Source organism: Streptomyces sp. NL15-2K (assembly GCF_030551255.1).
Classification (GTDB): domain Bacteria; phylum Actinomycetota; class Actinomycetes; order Streptomycetales; family Streptomycetaceae; genus Streptomyces.
On record NZ_CP130630.1, the window covers coordinates 3,476,671 to 3,491,155 of the forward strand.

11 protein-coding genes and 1 pseudogene are annotated in these 14,485 nt (G+C 67.6%); 9 read left to right on the forward strand and 3 right to left on the reverse strand.

All coding sequences use genetic code 11. The annotated features are described in order from the left end of the window. Positions 1-277: 277 nt before the first annotated feature. The 9 genes and pseudogenes from Q4V64_RS15280 to Q4V64_RS15320 all read left to right on the forward strand — a co-directional run bounded on the left by Q4V64_RS15280 (position 278) and on the right by Q4V64_RS15320 (position 12,186). Entirely contained in the window at positions 278-1,444 is a 1,167-nt protein-coding gene (locus Q4V64_RS15280) for a mandelate racemase/muconate lactonizing enzyme family protein (RefSeq protein ID WP_124442580.1), read from the forward strand. Further along, a complete protein-coding gene (locus Q4V64_RS15285; RefSeq protein ID WP_124442579.1) occupies positions 1,441-2,448 on the forward strand; it encodes an alcohol dehydrogenase catalytic domain-containing protein in 1,008 nt (335 codons plus the stop codon). Before Q4V64_RS15280 ends, Q4V64_RS15285 begins: the two co-directional genes overlap by 4 nt. A 109-nt stretch (positions 2,449-2,557) precedes the next feature. Then, on the forward strand, positions 2,558-3,526 hold the full coding sequence (locus tag Q4V64_RS15290) for a hypothetical protein (protein WP_124442578.1): 969 nt from the start codon (positions 2,558-2,560) through the stop codon (positions 3,524-3,526). 144 nt (positions 3,527-3,670) lie between these two features. Continuing rightward, the gene (gene chvE / locus Q4V64_RS15295) at positions 3,671-4,783 is read left to right on the forward strand and encodes a multiple monosaccharide ABC transporter substrate-binding protein (protein ID WP_303710027.1); all 1,113 of its coding nucleotides are present in this window, start codon (positions 3,671-3,673) and stop codon (positions 4,781-4,783) included. Between the two features lie 46 nt (positions 4,784-4,829). Then, positions 4,830-6,380: a multiple monosaccharide ABC transporter ATP-binding protein gene (gene mmsA, locus Q4V64_RS15300; RefSeq protein WP_124442576.1), complete on the forward strand. Its 1,551-nt coding sequence runs from the start codon at positions 4,830-4,832 to the stop codon at positions 6,378-6,380. Further along, a complete protein-coding gene (mmsB, locus tag Q4V64_RS15305; protein ID WP_124442575.1) occupies positions 6,377-7,621 on the forward strand; it encodes a multiple monosaccharide ABC transporter permease in 1,245 nt (414 codons plus the stop codon). The genes mmsA and mmsB overlap by 4 nt, the downstream gene beginning before the upstream one ends. A gap of 162 nt (positions 7,622-7,783) precedes the next feature. Beyond that, positions 7,784-8,932 (forward strand): aldose epimerase family protein, encoded by a 1,149-nt coding sequence (locus Q4V64_RS15310; protein WP_124442574.1) that lies wholly within the window; start codon positions 7,784-7,786, stop codon positions 8,930-8,932. A 177-nt stretch (positions 8,933-9,109) separates the two neighbouring features. After that, on the forward strand, positions 9,110-10,813 hold the full coding sequence (locus tag Q4V64_RS15315; protein ID WP_124442573.1) for a histidinol-phosphate transaminase: 1,704 nt from the start codon (positions 9,110-9,112) through the stop codon (positions 10,811-10,813). Between the two features lie 97 nt (positions 10,814-10,910). Continuing rightward, a pseudogene (locus tag Q4V64_RS15320) lies at positions 10,911-12,186 on the forward strand (transposase). A gap of 63 nt (positions 12,187-12,249) precedes the next feature. Here Q4V64_RS15320 and Q4V64_RS15325 read toward each other — a convergent pair. The 3 genes from Q4V64_RS15325 to Q4V64_RS15335 all read right to left on the reverse strand — a co-directional run bounded on the left by Q4V64_RS15325 (position 12,250) and on the right by Q4V64_RS15335 (position 14,442). Beyond that, a complete protein-coding gene (locus Q4V64_RS15325; RefSeq protein WP_253267200.1) occupies positions 12,250-13,266 on the reverse strand; it encodes an arabinan endo-1,5-alpha-L-arabinosidase in 1,017 nt (338 codons plus the stop codon). 76 nt (positions 13,267-13,342) lie between these two features. Then, positions 13,343-13,639 (reverse strand): hypothetical protein, encoded by a 297-nt coding sequence (locus Q4V64_RS15330; protein ID WP_124442572.1) that lies wholly within the window; start codon positions 13,637-13,639, stop codon positions 13,343-13,345. Positions 13,640-13,791: 152 nt separating this feature from the next. Next, entirely contained in the window at positions 13,792-14,442 is a 651-nt protein-coding gene (locus Q4V64_RS15335; RefSeq protein ID WP_124442571.1) for a DUF4360 domain-containing protein, read from the reverse strand. Positions 14,443-14,485 lie beyond the last annotated feature (43 nt).

Below are 14,485 nucleotides of genomic sequence, written 5' to 3' on the forward strand. Positions count from 1 at the left end.
GGTAACGTTCATAGTCACAGCTGTGAAAGTTGTGTAGGGAACCGCCCGTTCCGGTACGGGGACGGGCGACCGCGCCCCGCGACCGAAAGAACTGTCGAAAGCAGTGTCGAAACCGTTATGTGCTCGACACGGCCGTTATGCGTTCGACCCATTGACACCCCCCTCACACCATCCTTACTGTCACGCCAGCATTTCGAACGTGTGACGAAATTTCGAACACGAGCGAACTGCCAACTGAGCCGAAAACGAGCCGACGAAGCAGCGAGGGGCAACCGCCGTGCGCATCACCGGAATCAGCACACACGTGGTCGGGACGCCGTGGCGCAACCTGACGTACGTCCAGGTGCACACCGACGAGGGCATCACCGGAGTCGGCGAGACCCGGATGCTGGGCCACACCGACGCGCTGATCGGCTACCTGCGGGAGGCCGAGGCCAATCACATTCTCGGTTCCGACCCGTTCGCTGTCGAGGACCTCGTCCGACGGATGAAGTACGGCGACTACGGGCGGGCCGGCGAGATCGTCATGTCCGGCATCGCGGTCGTGGAGATGGCCTGCTGGGACATCAAGGGCAAGGCGCTCGGCGTACCCGTGTGGCAGCTGCTGGGCGGCAAGGTGACCGACAAGGTCAAGGCGTACGCCAACGGCTGGTACACCACCGAGCGGACCCCCGAGGCCTATCACAAGGCCGCCCAGGGGGTCGTGGAGCGCGGCTACCGGGCGCTCAAGATCGACCCCTTCGGCACCGGGCACTTCGAGCTCGACCACCAGCAGACCCTGTACGCCGTCTCCCTCATCGAGGCCGTCCGCGACGCCATCGGCCCCGAGGCCGAGCTGATGCTGGAGATGCACGGCCGGTTCTCCCCCGCCACCGCCGTCCGGCTGGCCAAGGAGCTCGCGCCCTTCAAGCCCGCGTGGCTGGAGGAGCCCGTTCCGCCGGAGAACCTCAAGGCCCTGGAGAAGGTCGCCGCCAAGGTCGACATCCCGGTCGCCACGGGTGAGCGGATTCACGATCGCATCGAGTTCCGTGAGCTGTTCGAGAGCCAGGCCGTGGACATCATCCAGCCGGACGTCGGCCACATCGGTGGCATCTGGGAGACCCGGAAGCTGGCCGCCACCGCCGAGACCCACTACATGCTGGTCGCCCCGCACAACGTCGGCGGCCCGGTCCTCACCGCCGCCTCTCTCCAGGTCGGCTTCACCTCCCCGAACTTCAAGATCCTCGAGCACTTCAACGACTTCGCCGACGCGGAGATCAAGAAGGTGGTCAAGGGCGCGCCGCAGGTGAACCCGGAGGACGGCTGCTTCCACCTCTCCGACGCCCCCGGCCTCGGCGTGGAGCTGGACGTCGACGCCGCCGCCGAGTTCCCGCAGCAGCAGGCCCGCTTCGACCTGTGGGCCGAGGGCTGGGAGCAGCGCAAGCCGAAGGGCGCCGAGAAGTGAGCGGCGCCGCCGTCGTCATCGAGGCGCCCGGGGAGCACCGGCTCGCCGAGCACACGCCGCGCGAGCCCGCGGCCGGCGAGGCGCTGGTCCGCGTCCACGCCGTGGGCATCTGCGGCAGCGACCGCGAGGTGTACCAGGGCAATCGGCCCGAGGGGTATGTGCGGTACCCGCTGACCCCGGGACACGAGTGGTCCGGGACGGTCGAGCGGGTGGGCGCCGGGGTTCCGGAGTCGCTCGTCGGCCGCAAGGTCGTCGGTGAGGGCTTCCGCAACTGCCAGGTCTGCGACCGCTGCCACGCGGGCGAGACGACCCTGTGCACGGCCGGATACGAGGAGACCGGGTTCACCCAGCCGGGTGCCATGGCCACCACGCTCACGCTCCCGGCGCGACTCCTCCACGCCCTGCCGGACGACGCCGACCTGACGGCGGCGGCCCTGCTGGAGCCGGCCGCCTGTATCGCGGCCGCCGCGATCAAGGCGAACGCCCGGCCGGGTGAGCGGGTCGCGGTCGTCGGCACCGGGACGCTGGGCATGTTCGCCGTTCAGTTCCTGAAGGCGGGCTCTCCGGCGGAGCTGCTCGTCGTGGGCACGCGCAACGACCGGGAGCAGCTGTCGCGGCAGTACGGGGCCACGGACTTCCGTACGAAGGACCAGGAGCTCCCCGACGACTTCGACGTCGTCATCGAGACCGCCGGGTCCGCGTCCGCCGCGCGCACCGCCGCCTCCCTGCTCAGGCGCGGCGGGCGCCTGGTCCTGACGGGCATCCCGGCGCCGGGCGCCGAGGGTCTGGACCCGACGGACCTGGTCGTACGGCAGCTGGAGGTGCACACCGTCTTCGGGGCAGCGCCGGACGCGTGGGCGCACACGGTGCGGGTGTTCGGCGCCGGACTGCTCGATCCGCTGCCGCTGGTCACCCATGAGCTGCCGCTCGCCGAGTTCCCCAAGGCCATCGAGCTGGTGGGGTCCGGCGATCCGAAGGTGGGCAAGGTGCTGCTCCGCCCCTAGACGTACGCCGGTACGGGAGCGACCTGACGGCCCCCGTACCGGCGTACTCCAAGCCCCGCACGCGCTGAGCCGCGAACCTCGTCCGACATACCGAACAGAAGGACACCTTGTGACCGACGCTCCCGCCACGGCAGCCCGCAGGCCCGGTGAGCAGGCGCTCACCTCCCTCGGCCTGAACGCGCCCGCCCTCGACCCCGCCGACGCTTCGCCGCACGCCTTCCCCGGCGGCGGCCGATGGCGCACCGAGATCCCCTCGTGCGAGGGTCCCGAAGCGCTGGCCGTCGTCCTGAAGGAAGCCTCGCGGCTCGATGTGCCGATCCACCGGATCAGCCAGGGCAGCGGCGTGTGGATGCTGACCGACGCCGAGATCACCGAGATGGTCGAGGCCACCAACGAGCGCGACATCGAGCTCTGCCTGTTCACCGGCCCGCGCGGCACGTGGGACATCGGCGGTTCGACGCGGACCGACTCGCGCGGCGGGGGCCTCAGGGCCCGCGGCCACGACGCGGTCGCCGGCTGCGTCGAAGACGCCGTCCGGGCGACGGAGCTGGGCGTCAAGTGCCTCCTCGTCGCCGACGAGGGCGTGCTGTGGGCGCTGCACCGGGCGCGGGTCGCCGGCATCATCCCGGCCGACACGACGCTGAAGGTCTCGGCGCTCATCGGCCCGGTGAACCCGGCCGCGTACGCGGTGTACGAGAACCTGGGCGGCGACTCCATCAACGTGCCCAGCGATCTGACGCTCGACCACCTCACCGAGATCCGCCGGGTGTCCGCCGCCCCCATGGACATGTACATCGAGGCTCCCGACGATCTCGGCGGATATGTGCGAATGTACGAGGTCGCCGAGCTGATCCGGCGCGGCGCACCGCTCTACCTGAAGTTCGGCCTGTCCAAGGCCCCGGGGATCTACCCGTACGGGCACCACATGCGCGATCTGACCCTGTCCACGGCCCGGGAACGGGTGCGGCGCGGGCGGCTCGCGCTGGACCTGCTCGCACGGCACGGAGCGGACGGCGACATGGCGCCGCTCGGCTCGCGGCTGCCGGGTGCTCTGCGTCGGTTCGATACACCCTCATAACGTTCCGGACAACTCCCCTTCACAAAACCAGACGCAGCCGCACACAATCCGACACACCTCTTCTCGGTCACAGCACGCAATCGCGCCACGGAGCATCACGCACCGCCCGACCGAGCACGGCCCCACACATCAAGGATGATGACCATGCGTACTCGCCGAGCCGCACTCACCGCCATAGCCGCCTCCGCCTCCCTCGCGCTCACCCTGTCCGCCTGCGGCCAGAGCAGTGAGGGCGGCAGCGAGGAGGGCTCGGGCAGCACCAAGGGCGCCACCATCGGCATCTCGATGCCGACCAAGTCCTCCGAGCGCTGGATCGCCGACGGCAACAACGTCGTCAAAGAGCTGAAGGCCAAGGGCTACAAGACCAAGCTGATCTACGGTGAGGACGACCCCGACCAGCAGGTCTCGCAGGTCGAGAACATGATCACGCAGGGCGTGAAGGCCCTGATCATCGCGGCCATCGACAACAAGTCGATGAACAACGTCCTCCAGCAGGCCAAGGACGCGAACATCCCGGTGATCTCCTACGACCGCCTCATCCTCGGCACCGAGAACGTCGACTACTACGCGTCCTTCGACAACGAGAAGGTCGGCGAGCTCCAGGGCAACTACATCCTCGAGAAGCTCGGTCTGAAGGACGGCTCCAAGAAGGGCCCGTTCAACATCGAGCTCTTCGCCGGCTCGAACGACGACAACAACACCCGTTACTTCTTCGGCGGCGCGATGAAGGTCCTGCAGCCGTACATCGACAAGAAGCAGCTCGTCGTCAAGTCCGGCCAGACCAAGCTCAACCAGGTCACCACCCTGCGCTGGGACGGCGGCCAGGCCCAGAAGCGTATGGACGACATCCTGACCGGCACGTACAAGAGCGCCCGGGTCGACGCGGTGCTCTCGCCGTACGACGGCATCTCCATCGGCATCCTCTCGGCGCTGAAGTCGGACGACTACGGCTCCAAGAGCAAGCCGCTGCCGGTCGTCACCGGTCAGGACGCCGAGGTCGCCTCGGTGAAGTCGATCATCGCGGGCCAGCAGACGCAGACCGTCTTCAAGGACATCCGCGCACTGGCCAAGGTCGCCTCGAACATGGTCGACGCGGTCCTCAACGACAAGAAGCCCGAGGTCAACGACACCAAGACGTACGACAACGGGGTGAAGGTCGTCCCCGCCTACCTGCTGCAGCCGGTGAGCGTCGACAAGTCCAACTACGAGAAGGAACTGGTCGAGAGCGGCTTCTACACCGCGGGCGACCTCAAGTAACCGCCGCCACCGACCAACGATTCACCACTGATTGGAAGGCACGACCATGGCGGGACCCGTCCTGGAAATGCGCTCGATCGTCAAGACCTTTCCCGGCGTCAAGGCGCTGTCGGACGTCACACTGACCGTCCAGCAGGGCGAGGTCCACGCCATCTGCGGGGAGAACGGCGCCGGCAAGTCGACCTTGATGAAGGTCCTCTCCGGCCTCCACCCGCACGGCACGTACGAGGGCGAGATCCTCTTCGAGGGAGAGGTCTGCGAGTTCAAGGACATCAGGGCCAGTGAGCATCACGGCATCGTGATCATTCACCAGGAGCTGGCCCTGGTGCCCTTCCTCTCCATCGCGGAGAACATCTTCCTCGGCAACGAGCACGCCACACGCGGCATCATCAGCTGGACCGAGACGCTGAGGCACGCCACCGAACTGCTGCGCCGGGTCGGTCTGACCGACCACCCGGACACCCGCGTCGCCGACATCGGCGTGGGCAAGCAGCAGCTCGTGGAGATCGCGAAGGCGCTGTCGAAGAAGGTGAAGCTGCTCATCCTGGATGAGCCGACCGCGGCGCTGAACGACGAGGACAGCGGCAAGCTCCTGGATCTCATCCTGGAGCTGAAGAAGCAGGGCATCACCTCGATCATCATCTCCCACAAGCTGAACGAGATCCGCAAGGTCGCCGACTCGGTGACGATCCTGCGGGACGGCCGCACCATCGAGACGCTGGACGTGAAGGCCGCGGAGACCACCGAGGACCGGATCATCAGCGGAATGGTCGGCCGCGACCTGGAGAACCGCTTCCCGGAGCGGACGCCGCACCAGCCGGAGGAGGGCACCGCGCCCGCCCTGGAGATCCGCGACTGGACCGTGAACCACCCGATCGACCAGCAGCGCAAGGTCGTCGACGACGTGTCGATCCAGGTGCGCCGCGGGGAGATCGTCGGCATCGCGGGCCTCATGGGTGCCGGCCGCACCGAGCTCGCGATGAGCGTCTTCGGCCGCTCCTACGGCCGGTACGCGGGCGGCACGGTCCTCAGGGACGGCAAGGAGATCCGTACGAAGACCGTCTCCGAGGCGGTCAAGCACGGGATCGCGTACGTCACCGAGGACCGCAAGCACTACGGCCTCAACCTCATCGACACCATCAACCGGAACATCTCACTCAGCGCCCTGGGGAAGGTCGCCAAGCGCGGTGTCGTCGACGAGCACGAGGAACGGCAGGTCGCCGAGAGCTTCCGCAAGTCGATGAACATCAAGGCCCCGACCGTCTTCGAGCCGGTGGGCAAGCTGTCCGGCGGCAACCAGCAGAAGGTCGTCCTCAGCAAGTGGATCTTCTCGGGGCCCGAGGTGCTGATCCTGGACGAGCCGACGCGCGGGATCGACGTCGGCGCCAAGTACGAGATCTACACGGTCATCGACCAGCTGGCGGCCGAGGGCAAGGCGGTCGTCTTCATCTCCTCCGAGCTGCCGGAGCTGCTCGGTATGTGCGACCGCATCTACACGATGGCCGCGGGGCGGCTGACCGGTGAGTTCTCGCGGGCCGAAGCCTCGCAGGAATCGCTGATGCGCCAGATGACGAAGGACAAAGAGGTAACCCGATGAGCACGGATGTGACCGCCAAGACGCCGGCCCCGGCGCCGCCCGGCAAGGGCGGTTCGGCCGCGGGCGACGGCCTGCTCCAGCTGGTGCTGGACGGCATGCGCCGCAACATGCGGCAGTACGGCATGCTGATCGCCCTCGGCCTGATCGTGGCGCTGTTCGCCGTGTGGACCGACGGCGACCTGCTGCTTCCGCGCAACGTCTCGAACCTGGTCCTGCAGAACAGCTACATCCTGATCCTCGCGATCGGCATGATGCTGATCATCATCGCGGGCCACATCGACCTGTCGGTCGGCTCGTTGACAGCGTTCGTCGGCTCGATAGCCGCCGTGTTCATGGTCAAGAACGACATACCCTGGGTCCTCGCCGTGGTGCTGTGCCTGGCCATCGGCGCGGCCTCGGGTGCCGCACAAGGGTTCTTCATCGCCTATCTCGGCATTCCGTCGTTCATCGTGACCCTGGCCGGCATGCTGGTCTTCCGCGGTCTGACCGAGATCTTCCTGGAGGGACAGACGCTCGGCCCGTTCCCGGAGGGTCTGCAGAAGGTCTCCAACGGCTTCCTGCCCGAGGTGGGTCCGGACACCAATTACCACAACCTGACGCTGCTGCTGGGCTTCGCCGTGCTCGCGTTCGTGGTGCTCCAGGAGGTCCGTGACCGCAAGCGGCAGCAGGAGTTCTCGCTGGATGTGCCGCCCACCAAGCTCTTCGTGCTGAAGCTGGTCGCGCTGGTCTGCGCCGTCCTCGTGGTCACGCTGCTGCTCGCCAGCTACAAGGGCACCCCGATCGTGCTGCTGCTCCTCGGTGTGCTGGTCGTCGGCTTCGGCTATGTGATGCGCAACGCGATCATCGGCCGTCACGTCTACGCGATCGGCGGCAACCTGGCCGCGGCCAAGCTGTCGGGCGTGAAGGACAAGAAGGTCACCTTCCTGCTCTTCCTGAACATGGGCATGCTCGCGGCCCTGGCGGGTCTGGTCTTCGCCGCCCGCTTCAACGCGGCCTCGCCCAAGGCCGGCCTCAACTTCGAACTGGAGGCGATCGCGGCCGCGTACATCGGCGGCGCGTCGATGAGCGGCGGCGTCGGCACCGTCCTCGGCGCGATCATCGGCGGTGTGGTCCTGGGCGTGCTGAACAACGGTATGAACCTCGTCGGCATCGGCACCGACTGGCAGCAGGTCATCAAGGGCCTGGTGCTCCTGGCGGCGGTCGGCTTCGACGTGTGGAACAAGCGCAAGGTCGGTTCGTAACGAACTGGGGCCGGCCGTCGGATTCCCGGCGTCCGCCCGAAGGGCGGGTCCAGCGGCGCGCACGCGCCAGGCGTCGCTGGACAGGCGGGAATCCGACGGCCGGGCCCCAGGGCCCCGCCAGAAGGCGGGGCCCTTTCTCTCTCTCCATTGCAGGAGCCGCACATGGAACTGAGCAGACGTACCGTCATCGCCGGGGCCGCAGCCGCCGGTTTAACCGCTGCCACCGTCGGTGGCACGGCCCACGCCACGGGAGGCAGGAAGCCGGTGAAGTCGCTCTTCGGCAAGCTCGCCGACGGCACGAAGATCTACAGCTGGGCGCTGGCGAACGGCCGGACCCGCATGAAGGTCCTCAGCTACGGCGGCATAGTCCAGTCCCTGGAGATCCCCGACCGGCACGGCCGGTACAAGAACGTGTCGCTGGGCTTCGACAACATCGAGGACTACGTCGCCTCCAGCCCGTACTTCGGCGCCCTGATCGGCCGGTACGGCAACCGCATCGGCAAGGGCCAGTTCACCCTGGACGGCAAGAAGTACCAGGTGAACGTCAACGACGGCGCGAACAGCCTGCACGGCGGCGCCCAGGGCTTCGACAAGCGCGTGTGGGACATCGAGCCGTTCACCAAGGGCTCGGACGTCGGCCTGTACCTGTACTACACGTCCGTCGACGGCGAGATGGGCTACCCGGGCACGCTCAAGGTGAAGGTCACCTACACCCTCACCAAGCAGGGCGACTGGCGCATCGACTACGAGGCCACGACCGACAAGACCACGGTCGTCAACCTCACCAGCCACGTCTACTGGAACCTCGCCGGCGAGGGCAGCGGCACGATCGAGGACCACGAGCTCCAGATCGCAGCCTCCCGCTACACGCCCACCGACTCGGGCCTCATCCCGACCGGTGAACTCGCGAAGGTCTCCGGCACCCCCTTCGACTTCCGCAAGGCCAAGCCGATCGGCCGGGACATCCGCGCCGCGCACCCGCAGCTGATCACCGCCAAGGGCTTCGACCACAACTGGGTCCTCGACAAGGGCATCACGGCCCAGCCGGCGCACATCGCCACGCTGCGCGACCCGTCCTCCGGCCGCACCCTGAGGATGGCCACCAACGAGCCGGGCCTGCAGTTCTACTCGGGCAACTTCCTCGACGGCACCCTGACCGGCCCCGGCGGCCGCACCTACCGCCAGGGCGACGCCCTCTGCCTGGAGACGCAGCACTTCCCGGACTCACCGAACCACGCGTCGTTCCCGACGACCGTGCTGAAGCCGGGGCAGACGTACCGGACGACGACGGTGCACTCGTTCGGCTGCTGATCCGTCTTCAGCTGAACTGTCTTCACAGGAGGCACACAAGTTCTCGCCGATCTCTCAGCGGCTGAACAGTGCCACCGAAGCCTCCGTATGTAAGGGCGGCCCGTGCTCCCCCGCGCGGGCCACCCAAGACGACGGGCCCGGTCGTCCCCGCCGAGCCCGCCCCATACGGAGGCTCCCTTGGCTGACAACGTCACCTCGCTGTTCCGCAGCACCGCGGCGCACAGCCCGTCGATGGCGGCGCTGACGCGGGAGGGCGGCGAAGGAGCCGGTCCGGTCGACTTCTGCATTCCGTGCAACCCGTACTTCCCCACGCCCGCCATGTTCGACGAGATGGCGGGCCGCCTCCGGGACATCATCACGTACTACCCGAGCAGCGCCGACACCATCACGGCCGAGCTGTGCAGCCTGCTCCAGCTTCCCCCGCAGTGCGTCGCGATGGGCAACGGCTCCACCGAACTCATCACCTGGATCGACCACTTGCTGGTCCGCGAGTCCCTCGCCATCCCCGTCCCCACCTTCGGCCGCTGGACCGACCAGCCGATGGAGACCGGCAAGCGGGTCGACATGTACCCGCTCCAGGAGTCCAGCGGCTTCGCCCTGGACCTGGCCCAGTACGCCGAGTTCATCCGCGCCCGCGGCACCCGGGTCGCCGTGATCTGCAACCCGAACAACCCCGACGGCGGCTTTCTGCACAAGCACGCGATCGTGCAGTTCATGGACGCGATGGCCGACCTGGACCTGGTCGTGATCGACGAGTCGTTCCTGGAGTTCGCGGACGCCGAGGCCGAGCCGTCCGTCGTGCAGGAGGCGATGCTCCGCCCGAACGTCATCGTCCTGCGCAGCCTCGGCAAGAACTTCGGCCTGCACGGCATACGTTTCGGCTACCTGGTCGCCAACCCGGCGCTCGCGGGACGGGTGCGGTCGATGCTCCCCAAGTGGAACCTCAACTCCTTCGCGGAGCACGTGGTGTTCATGCTCAAGGAGCACGGCTCCGAGTACGCGCAGAGCCTCCAGCAGGTACGACGGGACCGGCTGGACATGGCCGGCCAGCTGGCCGCGCTGCCCGGTCTGACGGTTTACCCGTCCCAGGGCAATTTCCTCTTCGTGCGCCTCCCCGTGGGCGCCGAAGGCACCGTGGTCCGGGACCGGATGCTCACCGAGCACCGGATCCTGGTCCGCGAGTGCGGCAACAAGATCGGCTCCTCCAGCCGCTTCCTGCGACTCGTGGTGCGCCCCCAGGTGGACGTGCGTCGCCTGGTGTCCGGCCTGGAACAGGTGCTCTACGGGACCAGGAGGGGAGCCGCCGTGCCCGAGCTGGCTACAGGGACCGGCTACAGCTCGGGTACGGCGGCAGTTGACCGGTTGGTCAGTTCCACCAACGGCTCCGGCATGCAGGGCCTTGCCGCTCAGGCCATGGGTTCCGGCGGGCAGGGGATCGCAGCCGCCCCGCCCGCCGGGACCGGCATGCCGATGCCCGCGGCGGCACAGACACAGACCGGTGGGGCCGGGATGCCGATGCCTGCGGCGGCTCAGGCGGGGCCGCAGCCGGTGGGCTTCCCGGCCCCTTCACCGACGCCGATGCAGGCGCCGACACCGATGCAGGCACCGACGCCGGCGCCTATGCCTGCGCCGACGCCCATGCCGACCCCGATGCCGACCCCGATGCCGACTCCGGTGCCGGCCGCCGCTGCGGCGCAGGCGCCGGGCCCGATGGGTGGCCCGACCCCGCCGGGTGTTCCCGCCCGGGGCGGGCTCACCGCCGCGCAGGTGCGCGGGATGACCGGGCCGGCCGCCGCGGCGGATCTCCAGACTGCCCCGGCGACCGGGTGGCCCAATGCGCAGAGTTGGCCGAACGCGGCGGGGATGGGGCAGGCCGGCTGACCTCCTGCAGCCAGACACAATCACCTCTTTCACCCGATCGGGCGAATGATCTCGAACATGCCACGACGACTCGGACAGTTGCATACGGTAAGTGACTATGAAGCTGGTGGTGCAGGTGAAGCTGCTGCCAACGCCCGATCAGGCGGCGGCACTTGAGGCAACCCTGCGCGCCTGCAACGAGGCAGCCTCCTGGACGAGCGAGGTTGCCTTCGAAAACGATGTGAAAAACAACTTCGCGCTACGCAAGCTCACATATGACCAGGCCAAGACGCGGTGGCGGCTGGGTTCGCAGGCAGCCCAGCATGTGATCAAAAAGACGTGTAACGCGTACACGACACTGCGAGCGAACCTGAGGGCGGGAAATCTGGGCAGGCCAGGCTCGAAGCGGTACCGCAAGGCAATAGAGAAGCCGATCGTCTTCCGGCCTGAGGGCGCGCAGCCGTACGACGACCGGATGTTGTCCTGGCAGTACGCTGAGCGGCGTGTTTCGATCTGGACGGTCGATGGACGGATGAAGGACGTAAGGTTCACCGCGTCGCCTGAGCAACTGACCACACTGGCGCTCTATCGCAAGGGTGAGTCCGACCTCGTCTGCTGGGACAGCGTGTGGTTTCTACTGGCCACCTGTGAGGTGCCTGAAGAGCCTCTGAACATGACTCCGGTGGACTTCCTCGGTGTCGACTTGGGCATTGTGAACATCGCCACCACGTCCGACGGCGAGATCATGGCCGGGCGCGAACTCAACCGAGTCAGGATCCGCGAGCGAGGCCTGCGAAAGAAGCTGCAGAAGAAGAACACACCGTCCGCCAAGCGTCGGCTGAAGAAGCGGCGACGCAAAGAGGCGCGGCGGGCGAAGGATATCAACCACAAGATCGCGAAGCATGTGGTGGCCGAGGCGGAACGCACCGGTCGCGGTATCGCCCTGGAGGATCTGACGGGCATCCGCGAGCGGGTACGGCTTCGCAAGCCTGGGGGTACCTCCCACGCCCTTGAGGCAGTGGGGGAGGGCCACTCACTCCAGCTGGGCCTTTGCCCAGCTGGGGGCGTTCATCGCGTACAAAGCCCGCCGGGCGGGGGTACCGGTGGTATACGTCGATCCGGCGTACACGTCCCGCACCTGCGCCGAGTGCGGGCACATCGACAGAGCGAACCGGGTCTCACAGGCCTGGTTCGCGTGCCGGTCGTGCGGATTCGTTGATCATGCCGATCGGAATGGCTCCCGCAACATCCGCGCCCGCGCGTGGGAGTTGTGGCGACGCGGGGCGCAGTCAACGGCCCCTGCCCCACCACCGGAGCGTACGCGCCGAGGCGGGGCTGGACGCAAACGCAGCATCACCGCCAGTGATGCCCGTTGTGCAAGCCCGGCACTTTGAGCACCGAGCCGATTGACCCACTGCTGGCAGCCAGCACGTTCGCGAGCGGCGCTGCCAGCAGGGTCAGTACGCCACGGGCCATCCGCTGGTCCAGTTGACAAGGTTGATACCGAGCTTGGGGGTGCCGTTGTCGTTGCCGTCGTAGTAGTGGTAGACGATCAGGTCGCCGTCGGCGTCGTTCATGATCGACTGCCCGCCGGGGCCGATGACGCTGCCGTGGGACTCCAGGACGGGCGTCCCGCCGTTGTTCATCATCGAGACGCCGTTCTTGTCGCGGTACGGCCCGGTGACGCTGGTCGCCCGGCCCACCTTCACCTTGTACGTCGAACTGGTGCCGTTGCAGCAGGTGTCGTAGGAGGCGAAGAGGTAGTAGTAGCTGCCTCGTTTGACGATGTAGGGCGCTTCGACGGCCTTGGTTCCGGTCGGGCGGGAGGCGAGGGAGTAGCGGGTGGTGTTGCTCGAGAGCTGCTTCCCGGTGGACGGATTGATCTGGATCATCTTGATCCCGGTCCACCAACTCCCGAACGACAGCCACCACTTGCCGTCGCTGTCGACGAAGAGGTTCGGGTCGATGGCGTTGTAGTCGCTGGACGAGCTCGACGTGTAGACGGTGCCCTGGTCGGTCCAGCTGCCCGGCTGCCCGGTGCTGGAGGTGGCGAGCCCGATGGCGGAGGTGTTCGAGCCGAACTTCGAGACGGAGTAGTACATCAGGTACTTGCCGCCGTGGTACGAGATGTCGGGCGCCCAGGCCTCCGGGACGGAGGAGTAGTTCCGCCACCAGCTCGGCCTGGTGCCGAAGGCGTCGGCGCCGGCGCTGAAGGCGGTGCGGTCACCGGAGGTCTTGCTGCTGATGCCGCCGCCGGTGGCGTACAGCAGGTACTGTCCGGACGAGGTGCGGATCATCGTGGGGTCGTGCGTGACGACCGAGCCGGTGACACGACCGGGGTTGGGGTACGCCGACGCCGTACTCGGGATGAGGGCGAGCAGGAAGGCGGTGGGGACGGCGAGCAGGACGGTTCTGCGGGAGGTGCGGCTCACGCTGGCGCTCCTTGCAGGTGTGGGGGTTTGATTGTCCGTCATTTCGAACAGTGATCGCGTGTTCGGACGGGACCGTAGAATCGAACCCCTTGCGCGTCAATGGCCCGCGCAGCCCCAGCTAAGAATCCGGGCCGAAGTCCACCTCCAGCCGCTGCCTCCAGTCCGGGTCCGCCAGCCCCGCCCCCACCAGGACGTCCCGCCAGTCCTCCTTGGCCAGCTGTACCGCGTCGAGGAGGCGGTCCACCCTCCCCCGGCCGCACAGGAGCGTGGCGGCGGCGATGCGCTCCTTGTCCTCCCTGTCACCCCTCTCGGTCAGGTGATGCACGAGCTCGGCGAGGAGCTCCCCCACGACCCGGCCGTCCCGCCCGGGAAAGTCCTTGACGATGCGTTTCTCGACGCGCGCGGTCAGCGCCATGCGCACTCCCTTTCGTAATGTGGCCCTCGCACTCTTCCCACCCCTTCCACCCCTTCGCCCCCTTCATCCCCTTCATTCCTTATGATCTACTTCACGCTACCCTGACCGACCCCGCCGGGAGGGGCCGCCCGCCAGGCGGGCGGCCCCCTTTCTCACTTGCCCGGGCACTCCTTCCAGGCCATGTGGTACGTCGTGCTGATGTCACCGTCGGTCGAGTCCATGGTCATGAAGCTGACCTTGCCGGGCGACTGGGTGCCCGCGTTGACCCGGAGCTCCGTGTTGATGTTGAAGTTGCGCTGGACCCCGCAGGGCGCGTAGACGAGCTGGGCCCAGTCCGTGGTGTCGGTGGCCTGCCAGTTGTCGTTGTACGCGCCGGCGAAGTTGTGGGTCTTGTAGACCGTGCCGGAAGAGCCCTGGAAGTAGTACGAGGCCCTCTGCACCGCGCTCGCCCCCGGCTGGAGCATGGCGTAGCCCCGGTAGTCCGCGCTGGCGATGGCGTACGTGAAGCCCTGCGGTACGTGGACGATCAGACTGAGCTGACAGTTCCTGCGCGACGCCGTGGGGTCGGAGTCGCCGCCGGCCTGGGCGAGGTAGTCGCTGTAGGTCACCGTGAAGGCGGTGTTGTCCTCGGAGACGGCGACCGCGGTCGTGCCCTGCGGGCAGCCCGAGCCGTTCACCGTGGCGACCTTGATGACGATCTTGTCCGGGGGCGGGTCGTCGAACCCGGAGGAGGGGCCCTGCGCGGGCAGGGCGGTGGTGAGGAGCGCGGCGATCGCGCCGCCGAGGAGCAGGCCACCGGCCATGGTTCTCCCATCCGTTCAGTGGGGGGTGGATACAGGCATGCGC

Bases quoted from the DNA above. Each gene is read 5' to 3' on its own strand.
- chvE (WP_303710027.1), top strand. From the start codon at position 3,671: ATGCGTACTCGCCGAGCCGCACTCACCGCCATAGCCGCCTCCGCCTCC.
- mmsA (WP_124442576.1), top strand. From the start codon at position 4,830: ATGGCGGGACCCGTCCTGGAAATGCGCTCGATCGTCAAGACCTTTCCC.
- mmsB (WP_124442575.1), top strand. From the start codon at position 6,377: ATGAGCACGGATGTGACCGCCAAGACGCCGGCCCCGGCGCCGCCCGGC.
- Q4V64_RS15310 (WP_124442574.1), top strand. From the start codon at position 7,784: ATGGAACTGAGCAGACGTACCGTCATCGCCGGGGCCGCAGCCGCCGGT.
- Q4V64_RS15325 (WP_253267200.1), bottom strand. From the start codon at position 13,266: ATGACGGACAATCAAACCCCCACACCTGCAAGGAGCGCCAGCGTGAGC.
- Q4V64_RS15330 (WP_124442572.1), bottom strand. From the start codon at position 13,639: ATGGCGCTGACCGCGCGCGTCGAGAAACGCATCGTCAAGGACTTTCCC.
- Q4V64_RS15335 (WP_124442571.1), bottom strand. From the start codon at position 14,442: ATGGCCGGTGGCCTGCTCCTCGGCGGCGCGATCGCCGCGCTCCTCACC.